Source organism: Wolbachia endosymbiont (group A) of Nomada flava (assembly GCF_964027055.1).
GTDB lineage: Bacteria > Pseudomonadota > Alphaproteobacteria > Rickettsiales > Anaplasmataceae > Wolbachia > Wolbachia pipientis.
Map to the genome: position 1 here is coordinate 401,344 of NZ_OZ034725.1, position 19,010 is coordinate 420,353.

Sequence of the window (19,010 nt, forward strand, 5' to 3'; positions counted from 1 at the left end):
GGCTAACCTTGTGAATACAGAATTAGAACCATTTAGGTCTTTCTACGATACCGTCCAGCCTCTACTTTTGAGAAGGGAGCTCTTTTCTAAAACACAGATTTTGTATCTAGGGCAATTTACAAAGTTCTTCCCTTCTCCATCTAATGCATAAGCTTAAAACATTAGATGCTTTTGACAAGATACAAGAGGCAATAACCTCCTTTGCTTCTTCTAAAAGTTTATCTTTGAGACATTCAATGTATTCATCTTTTTCCATCACCCTCTCATAAACAATAATTCCGTGGGAACGTGTAATTTCAGTTGTATGATCACGAACAAGTTTATTAATTTTGAAACAATGTTTTTTATTCATAATGTTTCCTTTGATAGATATAAGAATTTCATTCAGTAAAATTAAACTGTAACTTTTGACTTAACCCAATGGTACAACTTACTCATTTTACCATCTTGTCCTAACATACCAGAGTTATTTTTATAAAAAGTGTCAACTATTAGCTTTATAGAACCTATAGCAGCAGAAAATACAGGATTTTTATCATATTCGCCATCAAGGCCACTGAGAGACTCAGGGGACCCAATTCGAACTTGTTTATTGAATATATAGCCTGCAATTTCCTTCATGCTTGTGAGTTGACTAGTTCCACCTGTGATCACTACTTTATTAATTGGATCTTTCTGCTCTTGAAATTGCTCTCTTACCATTTCAAGTATTTCTTCAACTCTTGGTCTTATGATGTTAATAAGCTCAGATTTGAATACTTGAGTAGGTTCATCATTTTCATTGTTTTGCATTGTAATGTACTCATTCTCATCTATTGAAGTTACGATAGTGCTACCATACAGTATTTTTATATACTCTGCACGTTCTATGCTTGTGCATAGCCCGTAAGCAATATCTCGAGTGATATGAACACCACCAATTGGAACGCTGCTTGCATACACAAGTTTCCCTCTTTTGAAAATTCCAATTGCAGTGCATCCACCGCCTATATCAACAATAGCAGTCCCGAGCTCTTTTTCATCTCCACTGAGACACGCAAGACCTGTAGAATATGCAGAAGCAATACAACCCGCCATATTTAATCCACCATTATTGGTAATACAGTTTTCAATATTGGTAAGCGCTGGACGCGAAGCAGTGACAACATTAACATCAGCAGATAGTCTTTTTCCGTACAATCCACCAACTTCTTTTATGTCAGTCATGTCATCCAAGTGATATTTTAGTGGTATATTGTGAATGATAACATTGTCTTCAATATATTTCTCAAATGTTTGAAAAACTACACGTCTTATATCACGCTCAGAAATCTCATGGTTAGCTGCAATAATTTCATTATGTACATTGAAAGATGAGATGCCACATCCAGCAATGTTTACATATATCTGATCTATGGTTTCTTCTGATACTTGCTCAGCTAAACCTATAGTTGATGAGATGGAGTAATTTGCGTGTTTTACATTAGTTATCGACCCACCGTTTACACCTTCTGCAATCTTATAACCCGTTCCTGTTACTTTATAGCTGAAGTTGCCATTTATCTTAACAATTAGACAAATAATCTTTGTTGTACCTATGTCTAAAACAGCAAAAACATTTCTCTTTGGTTTTGCTATTACTGCAGAGTACATTAGTTAACCTTATTACGCAATTTCATTTAAATTGTAGCTTTCTTTAATAATTTATATTTCTATTATAGATATAGCAACATTTTAATATACACTAAATTCTGGACAAAAGGAAAAGCAAAACATAAAATTATAATTTTTATGTCCATATTACCAATTGTAATTGCCCCTGATGAAAGACTAATCACACGTGCCAGTGAAGTAACAGATATAAACGATAAAATTAAAGAATTAGTAAACGACATGTTCGAAACTATGTATGATGCAGAAGGTCTTGGCCTTGCTGCAGTGCAAGTTGGGGTGCTGAAGAGAGTTTTTGTTATGGACATTCAGCTAGAAATAATTGAAAATGAGCCAGTAGGGTATGAATCGACTGGCAAATTTTACATGATTAATCCTGAGATTACAGAATTATCTGATGAACAAGTAATTCTCAAGGAAGGATGCCTTTCAATTCCAGAGCAAAGCTATGAAATTAAGCGTCCAAAGTATTTAACTGTGAAATATAAAGACTTAGATAATGAAGAACAAACACTAAAAGCTAGTGGTTGGCTTGCAAGGTGTATTCAGCATGAATTAGATCACTTAAACGGCATATTATATATTAGACATTTATCTAAATTAAAGTATGATATGGCCATGAAAAAAGCACAAAAGGTTAAAAAGTATCATGAGCAATGAAGACCTAGAATTATTAAAGTTTTACCATGAAGTGGGCGTTGATTGCACACTAACAGAAGGTGAAGAGGAAAAGAAAGTAGAAGAGGAGACAGATAGCAAGCTTGTGCAGCCTCCTGCCGTCCAAATCGAAGTCGAGAAAAAAGAGCAGCAATCCATGTTTCCAAGTGACTGGATAATTGAAGCAAGGAAACTTGCAAGTAAATGTAGTAGTGTGGATGAATTAAGAAGTGCAGTTGAATTATTTGAAGGTTGTGAAATAAAAAAAACTGCAACTAATACTGTCTTTTCCGATGGTAATCCAAATGCAAAAATTATGCTCGTTGGTGAAGCTCCAGGGGCAAATGAAGACCTTCAAGGCATACCATTTTGTGGTGCAAGTGGAATGTTGCTCGATAAAATGTTAAATGCAATCAATCTTGATCGCACTAAGGTATACATAAGCAATACTGTATTTTGGCGTCCACCTGGCAATAGAAAGCCAACCGACCTAGAGCTTGATATGTGCAGACCATTTGTTGAGAAGCATATTGCACTAGTTTCACCACAGATTTTGGTTTTAGTTGGTGGAATTGCGTGTTATAGCCTTCTTGACAGCACAAAAACTATATCGAATTTGCGTGGTAGATTTCATACGTACACTAACCAATATTTGTCCAATTCAATCACCACAGCCGCTATATTTCACCCAGCTTACCTACTGCGTCAGCCAATGCAAAAACGTTTAGCCTGGGAGGATTTGAAGAAGATTAGGGAGTATCTTGATAACACCAATAACTGCACAAATACCTAATAAAGTGGTAGACCTCTTGCATAGTTTTTTGCAGCATGTTAACAATCGTTAGAAACGAAAAAACTTCCTTGACAAACTCCTCCAGCCCCCTTATCATAAAATTGAAGCTATTGTATTTGCTTTCGCCAATCTGCAGATTAAAAGGTAAGGATTACTTAATGTATCGGCGTCTTATGTTTAATTTTTTGCAGTATATAGATACTGTATGTCTTTACAAAACTTCATCTACATCTAGATTTTTATCTAAATAAGCTGAACGCGCTTATAAAGCGTTACAAGACATCAAAAAATGCCAATACTCGACAGAGATAGTAAAAGACTAGCTAACTCGGGGATTCTTTGTCTTTTTTTCTGCTTAGTAAATTTCTTAAACATTTGCAGCGTAAGTTAGTTGCAATTAAAAGCGGCTGAATCTCGCTTGTCAAGCGTTTAAAACATAAAAAACGCCAATATTTTAAAGCGGATAATAACCCCAGGGCTTCTTTTGCCTTTTTTTTTATTTAGTAAATTTCTTAATATTTATAGCTAAACAACAACCGTCATCCCGCTACGTGTTAGCGCTTACTATTACCCACAAATATAAATGTTTGTTGCATAGCTCTTAATGGCATAACTTTTGCTTGAAATAACTGTTTATATGGTGCAATTTACAGCTTTTAGTTGCTAAAATTATAACTCTTAGTTTAATAATTTTAATCTAATAAGCTTTCAGGTTAATAAAATTAAATTATTTGAGTAAATACAATACTATGTTTTTATTTGTGGGTAATAGTAAGGTGTTAGCGGGATCTATGCTTTGAGATACCGCGAATAAATCGCGGTATGACGTAGAGCTCGCGTTAGCTATACTTTTATGCTTACCAACTCAGTATCCAATCAAAACCTGGATTTCAGTGTCAAGCACTGAAATGACACCAAAAGGGCTACTGCTGTCTTGGATGGAAACCAGTGTCAGCTACTTGAATCTGCCACGCAAATTGCCTGCAAATTGCAATGTTCGTACAGCTGTGCGTCATGCGCTGGAATGGCATCAAGGGGTAACTTTTTATTTAAACAATGATTGTAAAATGATTATAATAAGAGATCTATTGAAATTTTAAAGTTATTAAATATTGACGCTGTATACTTAAGTGTTAAAATAGAATGAAAAGTTTTTAGGAGTTTATATGGCAGCAGGTGGGAAAGCAAAGACAGCTAGTAAAAATAACCCTACTCAGCGTAAGAAAGCTGAGCAAAAAATGTATAAAGATAAACCGGTAAAACCTGTTAGATATATAGATCGTGACTCGCGCATGAATTATATGTCTGCTCAATATGACAACGGCAATCTGGTTGAAGATGAGATAAGCGGCAATCCTATAAAGTGGGAAGCTGTATAATAGTTGTGGTTAAAGTTACTATTAATTCTAAGGAATGTGAAGTAGAGCATGGGCTCACTATAATTCAAGCTTGTGAAGTCGTGGGCGTTGAAATTCCACGTTTTTGTTATCATGAGCGTTTAGCAATTGCTGGTAACTGCAGAATGTGTTTGGTTGAAGTGGAGGGTGGACCTCCAAAACCAGTAGCCTCTTGTGCAATGCCAGTTGCAGAAGGGATGATTATTCACACTGATACCCCTAAGGTTAAAAAAGCACGTGAAGGTGTGCTTGAGTTTTTGCTAATTAACCACCCGCTTGATTGCCCAATTTGCGATCAAGGTGGTGAATGCGATTTGCAAGATATCACGATGGCTTATGGGAAAGGAACCAGCAGACTTGATGAGCATAAGAGGGCTGTGCCAAAAAAACACTTCGGACCACTGATTGAGACTGCGATGAATCGATGCATTCATTGCACTCGGTGTGTTAGATTTTTGTCTGATGTTGCAGGTACAAATGAACTTGGAGGAATCGGAAGGGGAGAAAATGTAGAGATTAGCACTTACATAAAAAGGCATATTAGTTCTGAATTATCTGGAAATATTATAGATCTCTGCCCGGTAGGGGCTTTAACTTCAAAGCCTTACTCCTTTACAGCGCGTCCATGGGAGCTATCACATTGTGAGACTGTAGATGTGCTAGATGCTCTGGGTAGCGCAATTAGAGTTGATTATCGTGGCCTGGAAGTTATGCGAATATTACCAAGGCTGAGCGAAGAGGTAAATGAAGAATGGATATCAGATAAAACCCGCTTTGCCTATGATGGACTAAAAGTTCAGCGTCTTGATCGACCTTATGTAAAAAAAGATGGTAAATTAGCCCCAGTTGATTGGAATGAAGCATTAACTGTTGCTGCAAAGAAATTAAAGAATACAAAATCAAATAAAATAGCTGCAATTGCAGGTGATTTAGCAGATTGTGAGTCTATGCTTCTACTCAAAGAAGTGATGCAGAAGCTCGGCTCGGGGAATATAGACTGTAGGCAAGATGGTGCAAAGCTTATACCAAGTAATCGTGGATCGTATGTGTTCAATACCACTATTGAAGGTATAGAAAATGCAGATTTATGTCTGCTTATAAATACAAATCCAAGGATAGAAGCACCGATCATTAACGTAAGATTGAGAAAGAGATATTTACAGGGCAACTTTCCTGTTGCAAGTGTTGGTCCTAACATTGAATATTTGTATCATGTTGAGAAATTGGGCGATAATCCTGGTATTTTGAGTGAAATAGCAAATGGAAATCATAAGTTCTGTGAGCTGCTGGTAGCTGCTCAAAACCCTATGCTGATTATCGGTCAAGATGCGTTGATAAGAGATGATTCTGAATCAGTTCTAATTCTAGCTGGCAAAATTGCAGAAAAATTTAACATGGTCAGAGATGACTGGAATGGCTTTAATGTGCTGCATAAAGCTGCAGCAAGAGTTGGTGGGCTAGATATTGGGTTTGTTCCTAAAAAAGGCGAAAGGGATATTAATCAAATATTGGAACATGCAGAAAGTGGTGAAACAGAAGTGGTTTATCTTCTTGGTGCAGATGAAATTGATACATCAAAATTAGAAAATACATTTGTAATTTATCAAGGTCATCACGGTGATAAGGGTGCACATGTGGCAGATGTTATCTTGCCTGGTGCTGCATATACAGAAAAATATGCAACTTATGTAAACACTGAAGGTCGAGTGCAAAGAACAAATTTAGCTGTATTTCCTCCAGGTGAAGCAAAGGAGGATTGGTTAATTATTAAAAATCTCTCGCAATATTTGGATCTTTCCTTACCATATGATAGTTTATTTGACGTAAGAAAAAAATTAGATACTATCGGTCCACAGTTTAGAAATGCTGATCAAGTGGTAAAAAACACATGGGTACCAATCAGCAATGGTAAAATAAATTTAAGTAATACACCTTTTACTTTAAAGGAGTGTAATTTTTATATGACGGATTCAATAAGTCGCGCTTCAAAAATAATGGCAGATTGTACTAAAGCTTTTTATGAACACGCTAGTTAATATTTTATTTATTTTAGTACCGCTACTACTTTCAGTTGCATATTTGACATACTTTGAGCGTAAGGTCCTTGCTGCAATTCAACTGAGGCACGGCCCAAGTGTAGTTGGACCTTTTGGGCTATTGCAGCCATTTGCAGATGCTATTAAGCTCCTGATTAAGGAGCCGATAATACCATTTAGAGCGAGCACCATACTGTTCATTATGGCTCCAATGCTTACCTTTATCTTGGCATTAATTGCCTGGGCAGTTATACCGTTTGGTGCTGAAGTAATTGTAGAAAATGGCCAGCAAGTAGTTATTCCTAAGGTTATAGCAAATATTAATGTTGGAGTGCTTTATGTGCTAGCTATATCGTCGCTGGGAGTATACGGCGTGATTATTGCAGGCTGGTCAAGCAATTCTAATTATGCATTTCTTGGCGCTATACGGTCGGCTGCTCAGATGATTTCGTATGAAGTTTCAATAGGCTTAATAGTTGCTACAGTCGTTATTACCACTGGAACATTAAATCTTGGAGAGATGGTGGTAGCGAAACACAATATGCCATTTTGGGTTGATTTACTACTAATGCCTATAGGAATAATATTTTTTATTTCTTTGCTTGCAGAAACTAATCGTCACCCATTTGATTTACCAGAAGCTGAAGCAGAGCTTGTCTCTGGATATAACGTTGAATATTCATCCATGCCTTTTGCCCTCTTTTTTCTTGGAGAATATGCAAATATGATTTTAGCAAGTGCTATGATGACAATATTCTTTCTGGGGGGATGGTATCCTCCGTTAGAACTTGGTTTGCTTTATAAAATTCCAGGTTTAATTTGGTTCGTTTTGAAGATAGTTCTACTATTGCTCATATTTATTTGGATTAGAGCAACAATACCTCGTTATCGATATGATCAACTAATGCGCCTTGGTTGGAAAGTATTTCTACCAATATCGGTGCTTTGGGTGATACTCATTTCAGGGGTGTTGCTCTTTACTGGGAACTTGCCTGGATCCAATGTTTAATTTTCCAAATACAAGATTAAGACGCAGGCGCTCGAGCAAATGGGTTCGCAATTTAACAAGTGAAAATAGTTTATCAGTAAATGATTTAGTTTTTCCTCTGTTTGTTCATGACAGAGAAGGAACAACTGAACCAATTTCTGGCTTACCAGGCGTAAAGTGTTATTCAATAGATGGGCTGGTTTCCATAATTAAGGAAGCTAAGGGTTTAGGAATTAATGCTGTTGCAATTTTTCCTGTAGTTGATAACAAATTAAAATCTAAAAATGCTGAGGAATCATATAACCCTAACAATTTAATCTGCAGAGCAATTTGTGCTGTAAAATCGAAGGTACCTGAAATTGGTATTATTGCAGACGTTGCACTGGATCCATACACTATTCACGGCCATGACGGCATTTTAAAAGATAATCAGATGGATGTAGAAAACGATGAAACTATATCAGTGCTGTGTAAGCAAGCACTTGCTTTAGCGAAGGCAGGATGTGATATAGTTGCTCCTTCTGATATGATGGATGGTAGAATAGGAAGAATCAGAAAATCATTAGATGATAACAACTTTCAAGACGTATTAATATTATCTTATGTAGTGAAATACTGCTCTAGCTTCTATGCTCCATTTAGGCAAGTCGTTGGTTCATGTGGGCTATCACATTCTATAGACAAAAGTGGTTACCAAATGGATTATAAAAATGCGCGCGAAGCAATGTGCGAAATTGAAATAGATATAAATGAAGGTGCAGATTTTATTATGATTAAACCTGGTATGCCATATTTGGATATTATCAAAACAGCAAGTGATAAGTTTAATTTTCCGATTTTTGCTTACCAAGTAAGCGGTGAGTACGCAATGATAAAAGCTGCTGCAAATAATGGCTGGCTAGATTATGACAAGGTAATTTATGAATCTTTGATTGGTTTCAAACGTGCGGGTGCAAGTGCAATATTCACTTACGCTGCACTTGATATTGCAAAAAATTTAAGTGCACAAGCCCTATAAAATTACTAAATTTTTGGCGCATGTTCTTCTACTGTTGCTGCATATTGCCTAAAATTTTCCAATATATGTTTAAAGTTATTGATAAGTCCGTTACAATACAGTATTATAAATAATATAACTAAGTGTTACTTAGGGCATGGGGATTTTTTTTAAATTTTTGGGAAAGATGCTAGGCAAGGTTTTTCCTGCCAAAACAGTAAGCTCTTTTTTGGGAATAGGATATTTACCAGGTTGGCAGAACTATTGGTCTTCTTTTTTAATATTATTTATTGTCGATGCTATATTAATTCTTACATATGGAGGCGAATATTTACTATATAAAATGCCAAATTCAGGAATAGTTGTAGCTGCTATTTTTACAAAATTGGCAATAGTTATGTTAGTAATGCAATTAATTGGAATATTTATTTTTCATGCTCAGGACCCTTCAGCAAACAGTGGTGAAGAAATAGTAATACAAATAGCGTCAGGGCAAGTACTGACTGTAGCACTTTCAATGCCAGCAATAATGTCAATTTATTATGCTGTAAGTAAACTCTATGGGAATATATGTAAGCAGATGTTTCAATGCCCATTTTGGTTTAATGATTTTATGCACTTTTTCTTTTTTCTTATGATACCTTACGTATTTTTTAATGTCGTAGAAGTGATAAAACCATGGCCAATAAGTTCAATACAGCTCAGCTATAATAATGCAATGTCAATTACATTTGAGGGGATTTTTCACACATTTTATGCGGTGATTTTACTGTATTTAATAGCATTTATATTCTGCGATTTAACTATGCATGATGCAATTGTCCTAAATAAGAGCATAATTCAGTATGTGAGGGAAAGTTCAGCAGTTTTAGGTGATTATTTACATAGTGCTGCAAAAAAAATAAATATTGAATAGTACTTATTTATTTATATATTTAGTATAAAAAGTGTGCAATTTGTGTGAACTTACAAAGTATAATAAAAGAGTTACAAGATTTTTGGGCTAGTGAAGGATGTGTTATACTTCACTCATACACATCTGAAGTTGGTGCTGGCACATTACATCCCGCAACAATTATGTCTGCAATTGATACAAAACCGGCAAAAATTGCATATCTACAACCAGTAATTAGGCCAGCAGATGGTCGCTATGGCGGTAACCCTAATCGTTTGTATCAACATCACCAATATCAAGTTATAATAAAGCCATCTGGTAATAATTTACAAGACGTCTATTTAGATAGCTTAAAAGTTCTTGGCATATCTACAGAAAAATATGATATTAAGTTTGTTGAAGATGATTGGGAAAATCCGAGCGTTGGAGCATCAGGACTTGGATGGGAAGTTACATGCAATGGAATGGAAGTAACACAGCTTACTTATATACAGCAAGTTGGAGGGATTGATTGCAAGATGATTCCTGGTGAGGTGGCATATGGGTTGGAACGTTTAGCAATGTGCATACAAGGTGTAGATAATGTTTACGATATAATTTGGAACGATAACGGTGTAACTTACGGAAATATTTTTAAACAAAGAGAATATGAATTTTCTTATCTAGCATTAGATTATTATGATACTAAAGTGGTACAGCAGCAATTCGAAGATACGGAAAAATTGTGCAAGTTCCTTATTGAAAAGGAGCTACCAATGGCAGCTTATGACCAATGTATTAAAACTAGTCACCTACTTAATCTGCTTGATGCAAGAGGTGTGCTTGGTGTGAATGAACGTACAGCTTATATTGGTAGAGTTAGAGAGCTGACAAAAAAATGTTGTGAATTGTACATGAGTAAATAGCGTATGTCGTTGCAGTTGTTATTTGAGTGCCTTTCAGAAGAAATACCACCGAGAATGCAGAATTCAGCTACAGTTCAAGTTAAGAGCTGTATTGCCAATGTTTTTAACAAAAATAATGTAAAATTTACATCAATGGAGGTTTTTATAACGGCACGTCGCATTACCCTATTTGTCGACAACATAAATGCTTTGGAGCTAAAGGATTCCAATAACGAAGTTAAGGGACCAAACATTAACGCACCAAAAAGTGCTATCGAAGGTTTTTTAAGAAAATATCAGAAAAATGAAGAAGATTTGCTCGTTCGAAAAGTAAATAATGAGGATTTTTACTTCATTAAAAGAGAAAGCTGCTCATTTAACATCAGAGAATTCCTCAAAAATCAACTGGAGGAAATGCTCAAAAACTTTTCTTGGTTGAAGAGCATGAGATGGGGCGAAGGAAAAGAAAGATGGGTTAGGCCAATTAAAAACATTTTATGCATTTTAAATGATGAAATAATACCTGTATCTTTTGCAGGGATTACAGCATCTAACACAACATATGGCCATCGATTTCTCTCAAGTGGTACGGCGCTTACTGTTAAAACACCTAAAGACTATTTTGAATTGCTAGAAAAAAACAGTGTAATTCTCCAAATGGACAAAAGAAAGCAATTTATACTAGATCAGATTAATAAATTCACAAAAGAGCAGAATTTACAACTTGAGAAAAATGATTATTTACTAAATGAATTGACAGGGCTTATAGAGTGGCCAATCGTACTGTTTGGTGAAGTGAATCAAGAAAAGTCATTTGGATTACCGAAGGAAGTAATACTTAGTATAGTTAATACACAACAAAAATACCTTGCTTTAAGTAATGGAAAGAGAATTTCACACTTTGTCACTGTTGTCAACGTCAACAATGGTGAAGTTGTTAAAGGACACGAAAGAATATTAGAAGCACGTCTTGCTGATGCCCAATTTTTAATATCTCAAGATAAAAAGGAAAATCTAGATTATTATGTCAAAAAATTAGGTTCGATATTATTTCATGCTTCACTTGGCAGTGTGGGGGAAAAGGTAAAGCGTATTACGGCTCTGTCAAAGCATATAGCTATATTTATTCCACATGCTTCGCTGATAAAAGTTGAACGTGCTGCATATTTGGCAAAAGCTGATTTGGCAACATCGATAGTAAGAGAGTTTCCAGAATTGCAAGGAATAATGGATGGATATTATGCTTCTTATTTTCAAGAAGATAAAGAAATAGTGGAAGCTATAACTGAGCATTATAAGCCAATCGGGCCAGAGCAGGAGTGTCCTAAATCTCCTTCTGCAATTGCTGTGTCAATTGCAGACAAAGTGGATAGCTTAGTTGGTTTAATTGCAGCAGGTGAAAAAATCTCTGGTTCGTATGATCAATTTGGTTTGCGGAGAATGACAATTGGTATAATTAGGACAATACTTGAAAACAATTTGCATATTCCAATTGGGCTAATGATAGACAAGTCAGTATCTTTATATTCAAGGCTTCTATTTAATAAAAATACAACGTCAGTTGATAAGCCAAATAGAAAACAAATTTCAGAACTAGTATTTAGATTCTGCTTAGAAAGATTCAAGGTTATTTTAAAAAATAGAGATATAAGGCAAGATGTCGTAGATTCAATACTATATAAAATCGATATTAATGATCTGCTGACAGCAGAAAAGCAAACTGTTATATTGGATCGTTATCTTAGCACGCCAGAAGGTGAACAGATTCTAAGCACTTACAAAAGAGTCAGTAACATGATGAGCAAAGTAAGGAAAAGTGATGGCACTACTTATAGTGCATCTTACGGTAAGAGGCTTTTGATTGAAAATGAAGAAATTGCACTATCAAATTGTGCTATAACTGCTTGTAAAAACATAAAACAAGCAATAAAAAATAACCACTTTAATGCAGCGCTTGATGAACTTGCTGGTTTTGCTCCGTTTATCAATCAGTTTATGGACAGTGTAAAGATTAACTGTGATTCTGATAAGCTGAGAAGAAACAGATTATCTTTGCTTAAAAATGTAGTTTCCATCTTTCATTTAGTAGCAGATTTTAACCTCATACAGGTTAAGCAATGGATAAATGCTCAGGCAATATAAAGAACAAATCAAATCATCTCCACAGTCCTGTGGCGTGTATAAGATGGTTGGAGATAAGAATAAAGTTTTATATGTTGGAAAAGCAAAAAACTTGAAGTCGAGGTTATCCGACTACCTTCAATTCGAAAACCTTTCTGAACGAATTAGAGTTATGCTCTCACAGGTTATTAAGGTTGAAATATTCATCACTGAGAATGAAATCGAAGCACTGCTTCTTGAAGCACAGTTAATAAAATCATTGAAACCACTTTATAATATTGTGCTTAAGGATGGAAAATTTTATCCTTATATAACAATTTCCAAGCACGATTATCCAAGAATAGCAAAATATAGAGGTAAATTTAAGAAGAATGAGTTTCATTATTATGGTCCCTTTACATCTGCCGCTGCTGTTAAGCAAACTATATTGTCATTGCAAAAAGCTTTTCTCCTAAGAGTATGTTCAGATCAATACTTTTCCTCAACAAAAAGACCATGTATTGAGTATCAAATTAAGCGCTGCTCAGCACCATGCATAAACAAAATCACAAAAGACGACTATTGCCAATCAGTAAAACAGGCACGAAATACATTGCTTGGAAGAAATAAGGAAGTGAAAGAACAGTTACTTTTCACAATGAGAAAGTGCAGTAGTGAAGAAAACTATGAGCTTGCTGCTATATATAGAGATCGGGTAAAGTTTCTTGAGCAAATTCAAATACAGCACACGGATTTTTCTTTTGAAAAAGATGCAGATTTCTTCAGTATTGTACGTGAAGAGGATCTAGCATGTATTAGTGTGTTATCGTTCAGAAATAAAGACAACTACGGCAGCACTCCTTACTTTGCCGAGAACTGTGGTGATCACTCAAATGATGAAATTTTATCCACCTTTTTGGTCAATTTTTATAATTCAGCTAACATACCTCCAATACAAATTTACGTTCCAGATTCTATTGTGGATAAGGAAATTATAGAACAAGCACTATATAAGGTTGCTCAAAAGCCAGTAAAAGTTCTGCATGCAAAGAATAAAAAAGAGCGTGATTTATTAAAATTTGTTTACAATAACTCTCAGCGTAGCTTAGAGCAGAAGCTTATCGATTATAGAAATAACCTAGAAAAGCTTGAGGAGCTTAGCAAAGTTTTCTTGTTACCAAGCATTCCAAAGCGTATCGAGGTTTATGATAATAGCCATATTTCTGGAAGCCAGCAAATTGGTGTAATGGTTGTTGCAGGGCAGGAGGATTTTTTAAAAAGTGAGTACAGAAAATTTACTATAAAAGAAGAAATTTCAGGCGATGACTATAAAATGATGAAAGAAGTGCTGACCAGACGTTTCTCCGGCAAGATAAAGGACATAATTCCTGATTTTCTATTGATTGATGGTGGACTTGGGCATGTTTCCATAGTACAGAATGTACTGGAAGTATTGAATATAAACGTTCCTTTTGCTTGTATGGCAAAAGGTCCTGATCGTAACGCAGGAAATGAAAGATTTTATATGCTGGGCAGGGAAGAATTCAGTCTGGCAAATGACAGCAAAGTCATGCTTTACTTACAATCGCTGCGTAATGAAGCCCACCGTTTTGCGATAACTTCACATAGAAAAAAACGCGATAAACAGTTTATAGTTTCACAATTAAGCAAAATACCCGGCATTGGCAACAAAAGAAAAAAAGCGTTGATGTCTTATTTTGGTTCAGTAAAAAATATAAGCAAAGCTTCTCTGGCTGAAATTCAAAACGTACATGGAATTAGTAAAGGTTTAGCAGAAGTCATTCTTAAATACGTGAATTATAAGAGAGGAGTACTGGAATGACACAAAACCCGTTTTATTATTAGGGAATTTATATCTTAAAACCGCAAAAAAAGGTGTGCGTATTTGTGAAAAAAAATCTCCATAAAATTTGTGAAGCAATGTGGTGGGACTAGTGCGATTCGAACGCACGACCTTCGGATTAGGAGTCCAACGCTCTATCCTGCTGAGCTATAGTCCCGTGTTTCCTACCATCTATGTAAAGTTATAGCAAAAAATCCTTCTCTTTTCTAGATTTCTTGCATAACCAATTTATGAAGACAAAAAACATTTCTGTACTTCTTGAGTATAATGCTATTATATTTAATAACATGGTTTAAGTAAGATTAATGCTAGTTAACAACATTGGTTATTTCTATAACAATCAAAACGACTTTGCTTTAAGCAATATAAACATTAAAGTAAAGAAAGGAAATGTTGCATGTTTATTGGGGCATTCTGGCTGTGGCAAGTCAACAATTTTGAAATTAATTGCGGGGATAGAAAATCCAAAATCTGGAACTATTTTTATAAATGATAGGTTAGTTGCAAGCAATAAGGCATCAGTCGCTATAGAGCATAGAAATATCGGATTGGTTTTTCAGCATTCTGCATTATTTCCTCATAAAACAGTAGTAGAAAATATAACCTTTGCTATCCGCAGCTCTTCCAAGAGAGAAAAGCACCTAATTGCATTGGAAATCTTGAAGTTACTCAATATAGAAAAATATGAAAATATGTACCCTAACGCCTTATCTGGAGGACAGCAACAATTAGTTGCAATAGCAAGAGTGATGGCACAAAACCCTGATGTTGTGTTGTTAGATGAACCATTTTCTAATTTAGATATACTGCTCAAGTGCAGAATAAGACAACATATATTGTCCCTTTTCAGAAGTAAAAATATCCCTGTGCTAATGGTAACTCATGACCCGCAAGAAGCATTGAAAGTTGCAGATTTTATCTACGTAATGAAAAATGGTAAAATTATTCAATCAGGAGTTTCTAGCGATATATACCATAAGCCTAAAGACGATACGCTAGCAAAGTTTTTTAGTGAGCTCTCTTCTACTCTACAGTTAAGCGAAAAGTTTCCACTTATTCGCTGCAAGAAAATAATCTAGTTTGGGATTGTTATAAAATAATTAAAAAACCTTGATTTATAATTAAATAAAGGTGATATAATCTATGTGTTACTTGACTTCAGTCAAGTTTTAATATTTAAAGGTCAATATTTTAAATGGAGGTGAAAATGAGTTTAGGACCATGGCAATTGTTTCTAGTCTTAATAATAATTTTAGTTCTGTTTGGTGCAGGCAGATTACCGCAAGTTATGGGTGATTTAGGAAAAGGCATCAAAAACCTTAAACAGGAGCTTAAGGACTCAGAAAAATTATCGTCTAATGAACCGGATCGTTAGCGTCCTCATACTTCGTGACATGCACTAAGGTGCATGTCATCTGTTTAAAAACTTAGTAAGGTTAAAAAATGAAAGAGATGAAGTGTTGGTGTGAAATAAATAACAAATATTGAAATACAGCAACAACTATGTTAGCTTAGGAGGAATATTTTATTAAAGGATAATTGTGCAAAAAAGTGAGAAACTAACTAAAGATAAAAAACTAGCTTCTGATATTCTAAAAGAGGTTGCAGATACCAATAACAATGATAGCGATAAAGTAACTTTGTTTGACATTAAAACAGCTTTGCATGAGCGAGGTTTTGGTATTTTGATAATCATCTTCTCCTTGCCGCTATCGGTGCCTATACCGGTTCCACCTGGTTATACAACTATTCTTTCTATACCTTTAATCTTATTCTCACTGCAGCTTCTATTTGGATTTGATTCTCCTTGGATGCCCAGTTGGCTAGAAAGAAAATCTTTTCAGCGTTCAACACTAGCTCTTGTGGTAGAGAAAACTTCCTCTGTATTAGAAAAAATAGAAAAATTCATGAAGCCAAGACTGTCTTTCATTTTCTATGGGCCTGGTGAGAAGATTCTGGCTTTTATGATGTTGCTTTGTGCAATAATAATAGCTCTTCCATTACCTTTTACTCACTTCCTTCCTGCAATTGGCACAACTCTTATTTCACTTGGTATTATGAGTAAAGACGGGTTTCTATCCATATTGGGAGTTTTAGTGTCATTGTGTGCGTTGTTGCTTACCCTTGTTGTAATAGTCAAAGGACCACAACTTATAACCGGAGCACTTTCTCTTCTTAAAAGCTTTACAACACTTTAACAAAAGAACGAATTACTAGCGCAAAATGAATAATGCATATTGAAATAAAACAATAATTGTGTTAAGAATTATTTTTATCAAAGGTTTTTCGTGTCAAAAAATGATAAGTTGACTAAAAGTGATAAATTAGCTTCTGATATTCTAAAAGAAGTTGCAGATACCAATAACAATGATAGCGATAAAGTAACTTTGTTTGACATTAAAACAGCTTTGCATGAGCGTGGTTTTGGTATTTTAATAATCATCTTCTCCTTGCCGCTATCGGTGCCTATACCGGTTCCACCTGGTTATACAACTATTCTTTCTATACCTTTAATCTTATTCTCATTGCAGCTTTTATTTGGATTTGATTCTCCTTGGATGCCTAGTTGGCTAGAAAGAAAATCTTTTCAGCGTTCAACACTAGCTCTTGTGGTGGAAAAAACTTCTCCAGCATTAAAAAAAATAGAAAAGTTCATGAGACCAAGAATGTCTTTTATTTTCTATGGGCCCGGTGAAAAAATTTTAGCTTTTATAATGCTGCTTTGTGCGTTATCAATAGCTCTTCCACTACCTCTTACTAACTTCATTCCTGCAATTGGTACGACTCTTATTTCGCTTGGTATTATGAGTAAAGATGGGTTTCTGTCCATATTGGGAGTTTTAATATCATTGTGTGGGCTATTGCTTACTCTTGTTGTAGTAGTCAAAGGGCCACAACTTATCATTGGGGCATTTTCTTTTCTCAAAAGCTTCGTATATGGTTAGGCTTTACAATACCTTAACAAAAAAAAAGGAACTTTTTACACCAATCGATAAAGATCATGTGAAAATGTATGTTTGCGGACCAACAGTATATGACACAGCACATATAGGCAATGCACGGTCTGTTGTTGTGTATGATGTGTTATTTCAGCTACTTAAGTTTTGTTATGGCAAAGTTACCTATGTGCGTAACATAACCGACATTGATGATAAGATAATTAATGCAGCAAGTGAAAAAAATAGCAACATAGAAAGTATCAGCACATATTACACCAAGGCTTTTCATGAAGATATGAGAAGCATAAATTGTGCAGAGCCAACACACGAGCCAAAAGCAACGGAAAACGTAGATTATATTATAGAATTAATTGAACATTTACTGCAATCAGGCCACGCTTACGAATCTGACAAACACGTGTATTTTAATATAGAATCTTACTATGAGTATGGTGCTTTATCAGGAAAAAAAACTGATGAATTGGTTCCAGGTAGCAGAGTTGAAGTTAATGAAAATAAAAAGCACCCGGGAGATTTTGTGCTGTGGAAGCCTGCAAGTGATATTGACTACAAACTTTCAAGTTATTGGGATAGCCCATGGGGAGAAGGAAGACCAGGATGGCATATAGAGTGTTCAGCGATGTCATATGCTTATCTTGGCAAAGATTTTGATATTCATGGTGGCGGTATAGATTTACAATTTCCTCACCATGAAAATGAAATTGCACAGAGTAAGTCTGCATTTGCTGGATCAATGTTTGCAAAATACTGGATACATAACGGTTTTCTTACAGTAAATGAAGAGAAAATGAGCAAGTCCTTATTTAATATAGTCAAAGTAAGGGATTTGCTAGATAGTGGAATAAAGGGTGAAGTAATACGCTATGCACTGCTCAAAACTCACTACAGAAAACCACTTGATTGGACAGAAAACGTTATTTCTGACGCACAGGAAACCTTAAATAAATTTTATCGGTTATTACGTGGTTTAGATACAACAAATATTGATGAAAGTAACGCAGAGATTTCTAAAGATTTTATAGACGCTTTAAAAAACGACTTAAACATTCCTGAAGCTCTAGCTATATTACATGAAATGGCTGCAAAAATTAACAAGATGAGTAATGAAAGTGAAAAGCTTAAATTAACTGAGAGTTTTGTTAAGAGCGCCAGATTTATTGGTCTTCTTGAGTCAAGTTATCAAGAGCGGTTTACTGCTGGTGTGAGTCATCAAGAAATAGAAAGATTGATAGATTTAAGAAGAGCAGCAAAACAAAATAAAGATTATAATACTGCAGACAAAATAAGGGATCAGTTGAAACAAATGGGGATTACAATTTCTGACAATGAAGATGGTACAACAACTTGGTAAACTCATATGGAAAATTACTTTCTGTTATTCACAGATAGTCTAGTATCATCATTAGTCTTACCCATACATCAAGGTTTTGTGTTCAATACTATGCTTTATTTCAGGTCGTATTACACTCCACTACTTATGTTATTTTTTGGAGTACTAGGATCAAGCCTTGGTGGAATAGTTAATTGGTACTTAGGTAGAATAACAATCTCTATACGAAAATCATACCACAAATTAGAAAACGAATATACAACGCCAAAAGTTACAAAAAATTTGCTAATTTTTGCAACTTTATTACTTTCATGGGTGCCAGCACTTGGAAGTGTGATTCAAATTTTATCAGGTTATTTTAAGTTAAACCTTTATATCCTTGTCCCTTTAATCATTCTATCTAATTTCTTCTATTTGTTATATCTAATACTTACTTTTGGCGTATAACAGCTATAGTAC

General features: G+C 35.1%; 19 protein-coding genes and 1 tRNA gene. 17 read left to right on the forward strand and 3 right to left on the reverse strand.

Going from position 1 to position 19,010, the window contains the following annotated elements; genetic code table 11:
• Positions 1-106: 106 nt before the first annotated feature.
• The gene (locus AAGD70_RS02115; protein WP_065094807.1) at positions 107-352 is read right to left on the reverse strand and encodes a hypothetical protein; all 246 of its coding nucleotides are present in this window, start codon (positions 350-352) and stop codon (positions 107-109) included.
• Positions 353-393: 41 nt separating this feature from the next.
• Positions 394-1,632, reverse strand: a complete 1,239-nt coding sequence (ftsA, locus tag AAGD70_RS02120; protein WP_065094806.1) for a cell division protein FtsA — start codon at positions 1,630-1,632, stop codon at positions 394-396.
• A gap of 138 nt (positions 1,633-1,770) precedes the next feature.
• Between ftsA and def the strand changes: the two genes are divergently transcribed.
• The 11 genes from def (at position 1,771) to uvrC (ending at position 14,240) form a co-directional block, all read left to right on the forward strand.
• A complete protein-coding gene (def, locus tag AAGD70_RS02125) occupies positions 1,771-2,310 on the forward strand; it encodes a peptide deformylase (RefSeq protein ID WP_065094805.1) in 540 nt (179 codons plus the stop codon).
• Positions 2,300-3,100 (forward strand): uracil-DNA glycosylase family protein, encoded by an 801-nt coding sequence (locus AAGD70_RS02130; RefSeq protein ID WP_065094804.1) that lies wholly within the window; start codon positions 2,300-2,302, stop codon positions 3,098-3,100. The genes def and AAGD70_RS02130 overlap by 11 nt, the downstream gene beginning before the upstream one ends.
• An 893-nt stretch (positions 3,101-3,993) precedes the next feature.
• Positions 3,994-4,200 (forward strand): hypothetical protein, encoded by a 207-nt coding sequence (locus AAGD70_RS02135; protein ID WP_065094596.1) that lies wholly within the window; start codon positions 3,994-3,996, stop codon positions 4,198-4,200.
• A 66-nt stretch (positions 4,201-4,266) separates the two neighbouring features.
• Positions 4,267-4,479, forward strand: a complete 213-nt coding sequence (locus AAGD70_RS02140) for a hypothetical protein (RefSeq protein WP_017532424.1) — start codon at positions 4,267-4,269, stop codon at positions 4,477-4,479.
• A complete protein-coding gene (gene nuoG, locus AAGD70_RS02145) occupies positions 4,464-6,533 on the forward strand; it encodes an NADH-quinone oxidoreductase subunit NuoG (RefSeq protein ID WP_245611023.1) in 2,070 nt (689 codons plus the stop codon). Before AAGD70_RS02140 ends, nuoG begins: the two co-directional genes overlap by 16 nt.
• Complete coding sequence (gene nuoH / locus AAGD70_RS02150; protein ID WP_065094595.1) at positions 6,517-7,542, forward strand: NADH-quinone oxidoreductase subunit NuoH; 1,026 nt, start codon at positions 6,517-6,519, stop codon at positions 7,540-7,542. Before nuoG ends, nuoH begins: the two co-directional genes overlap by 17 nt.
• Positions 7,535-8,539 (forward strand): porphobilinogen synthase, encoded by a 1,005-nt coding sequence (gene hemB / locus AAGD70_RS02155; RefSeq protein ID WP_065094594.1) that lies wholly within the window; start codon positions 7,535-7,537, stop codon positions 8,537-8,539. Before nuoH ends, hemB begins: the two co-directional genes overlap by 8 nt.
• Positions 8,540-8,675: 136 nt before the next feature.
• Complete coding sequence (locus AAGD70_RS02160) at positions 8,676-9,434, forward strand: phosphatidylglycerophosphatase (RefSeq protein ID WP_065094593.1); 759 nt, start codon at positions 8,676-8,678, stop codon at positions 9,432-9,434.
• 44 nt (positions 9,435-9,478) lie between these two features.
• Positions 9,479-10,318, forward strand: coding sequence for a glycine--tRNA ligase subunit alpha (locus AAGD70_RS02165; protein WP_082941389.1), 840 nt, complete (start codon positions 9,479-9,481; stop codon positions 10,316-10,318).
• 3 nt (positions 10,319-10,321) lie between these two features.
• The gene (gene glyS, locus AAGD70_RS02170) at positions 10,322-12,439 is read left to right on the forward strand and encodes a glycine--tRNA ligase subunit beta (RefSeq protein WP_065095326.1); all 2,118 of its coding nucleotides are present in this window, start codon (positions 10,322-10,324) and stop codon (positions 12,437-12,439) included.
• A complete protein-coding gene (uvrC, locus tag AAGD70_RS02175; RefSeq protein ID WP_065094590.1) occupies positions 12,423-14,240 on the forward strand; it encodes an excinuclease ABC subunit UvrC in 1,818 nt (605 codons plus the stop codon). Before glyS ends, uvrC begins: the two co-directional genes overlap by 17 nt.
• Before the next feature lie 101 nt (positions 14,241-14,341).
• Here the strand turns inward: uvrC and AAGD70_RS02180 are convergent.
• Positions 14,342-14,418: transfer RNA gene (locus AAGD70_RS02180), tRNA-Arg, on the reverse strand.
• A 148-nt stretch (positions 14,419-14,566) separates the two neighbouring features.
• Here AAGD70_RS02180 and AAGD70_RS02185 point away from each other — a divergent pair.
• The 6 genes from AAGD70_RS02185 (at position 14,567) to AAGD70_RS02210 (ending at position 18,998) form a co-directional block, all read left to right on the forward strand.
• Complete coding sequence (locus AAGD70_RS02185) at positions 14,567-15,340, forward strand: ABC transporter ATP-binding protein (protein WP_010082304.1); 774 nt, start codon at positions 14,567-14,569, stop codon at positions 15,338-15,340.
• 128 nt (positions 15,341-15,468) lie between these two features.
• Entirely contained in the window at positions 15,469-15,636 is a 168-nt protein-coding gene (locus tag AAGD70_RS02190) for a twin-arginine translocase TatA/TatE family subunit (protein ID WP_006013840.1), read from the forward strand.
• A 166-nt stretch (positions 15,637-15,802) separates the two neighbouring features.
• The gene (locus AAGD70_RS02195) at positions 15,803-16,459 is read left to right on the forward strand and encodes an exopolysaccharide biosynthesis protein (protein ID WP_065094589.1); all 657 of its coding nucleotides are present in this window, start codon (positions 15,803-15,805) and stop codon (positions 16,457-16,459) included.
• Positions 16,460-16,549: 90 nt separating this feature from the next.
• A complete protein-coding gene (locus AAGD70_RS02200; protein WP_007549323.1) occupies positions 16,550-17,206 on the forward strand; it encodes an exopolysaccharide biosynthesis protein in 657 nt (218 codons plus the stop codon).
• Positions 17,199-18,572, forward strand: a complete 1,374-nt coding sequence (cysS, locus tag AAGD70_RS02205) for a cysteine--tRNA ligase (RefSeq protein ID WP_065094588.1) — start codon at positions 17,199-17,201, stop codon at positions 18,570-18,572. The genes AAGD70_RS02200 and cysS overlap by 8 nt, the downstream gene beginning before the upstream one ends.
• 6 nt (positions 18,573-18,578) lie before the next feature.
• Entirely contained in the window at positions 18,579-18,998 is a 420-nt protein-coding gene (locus AAGD70_RS02210) for a hypothetical protein (RefSeq protein ID WP_065094587.1), read from the forward strand.
• Positions 18,999-19,010 lie beyond the last annotated feature (12 nt).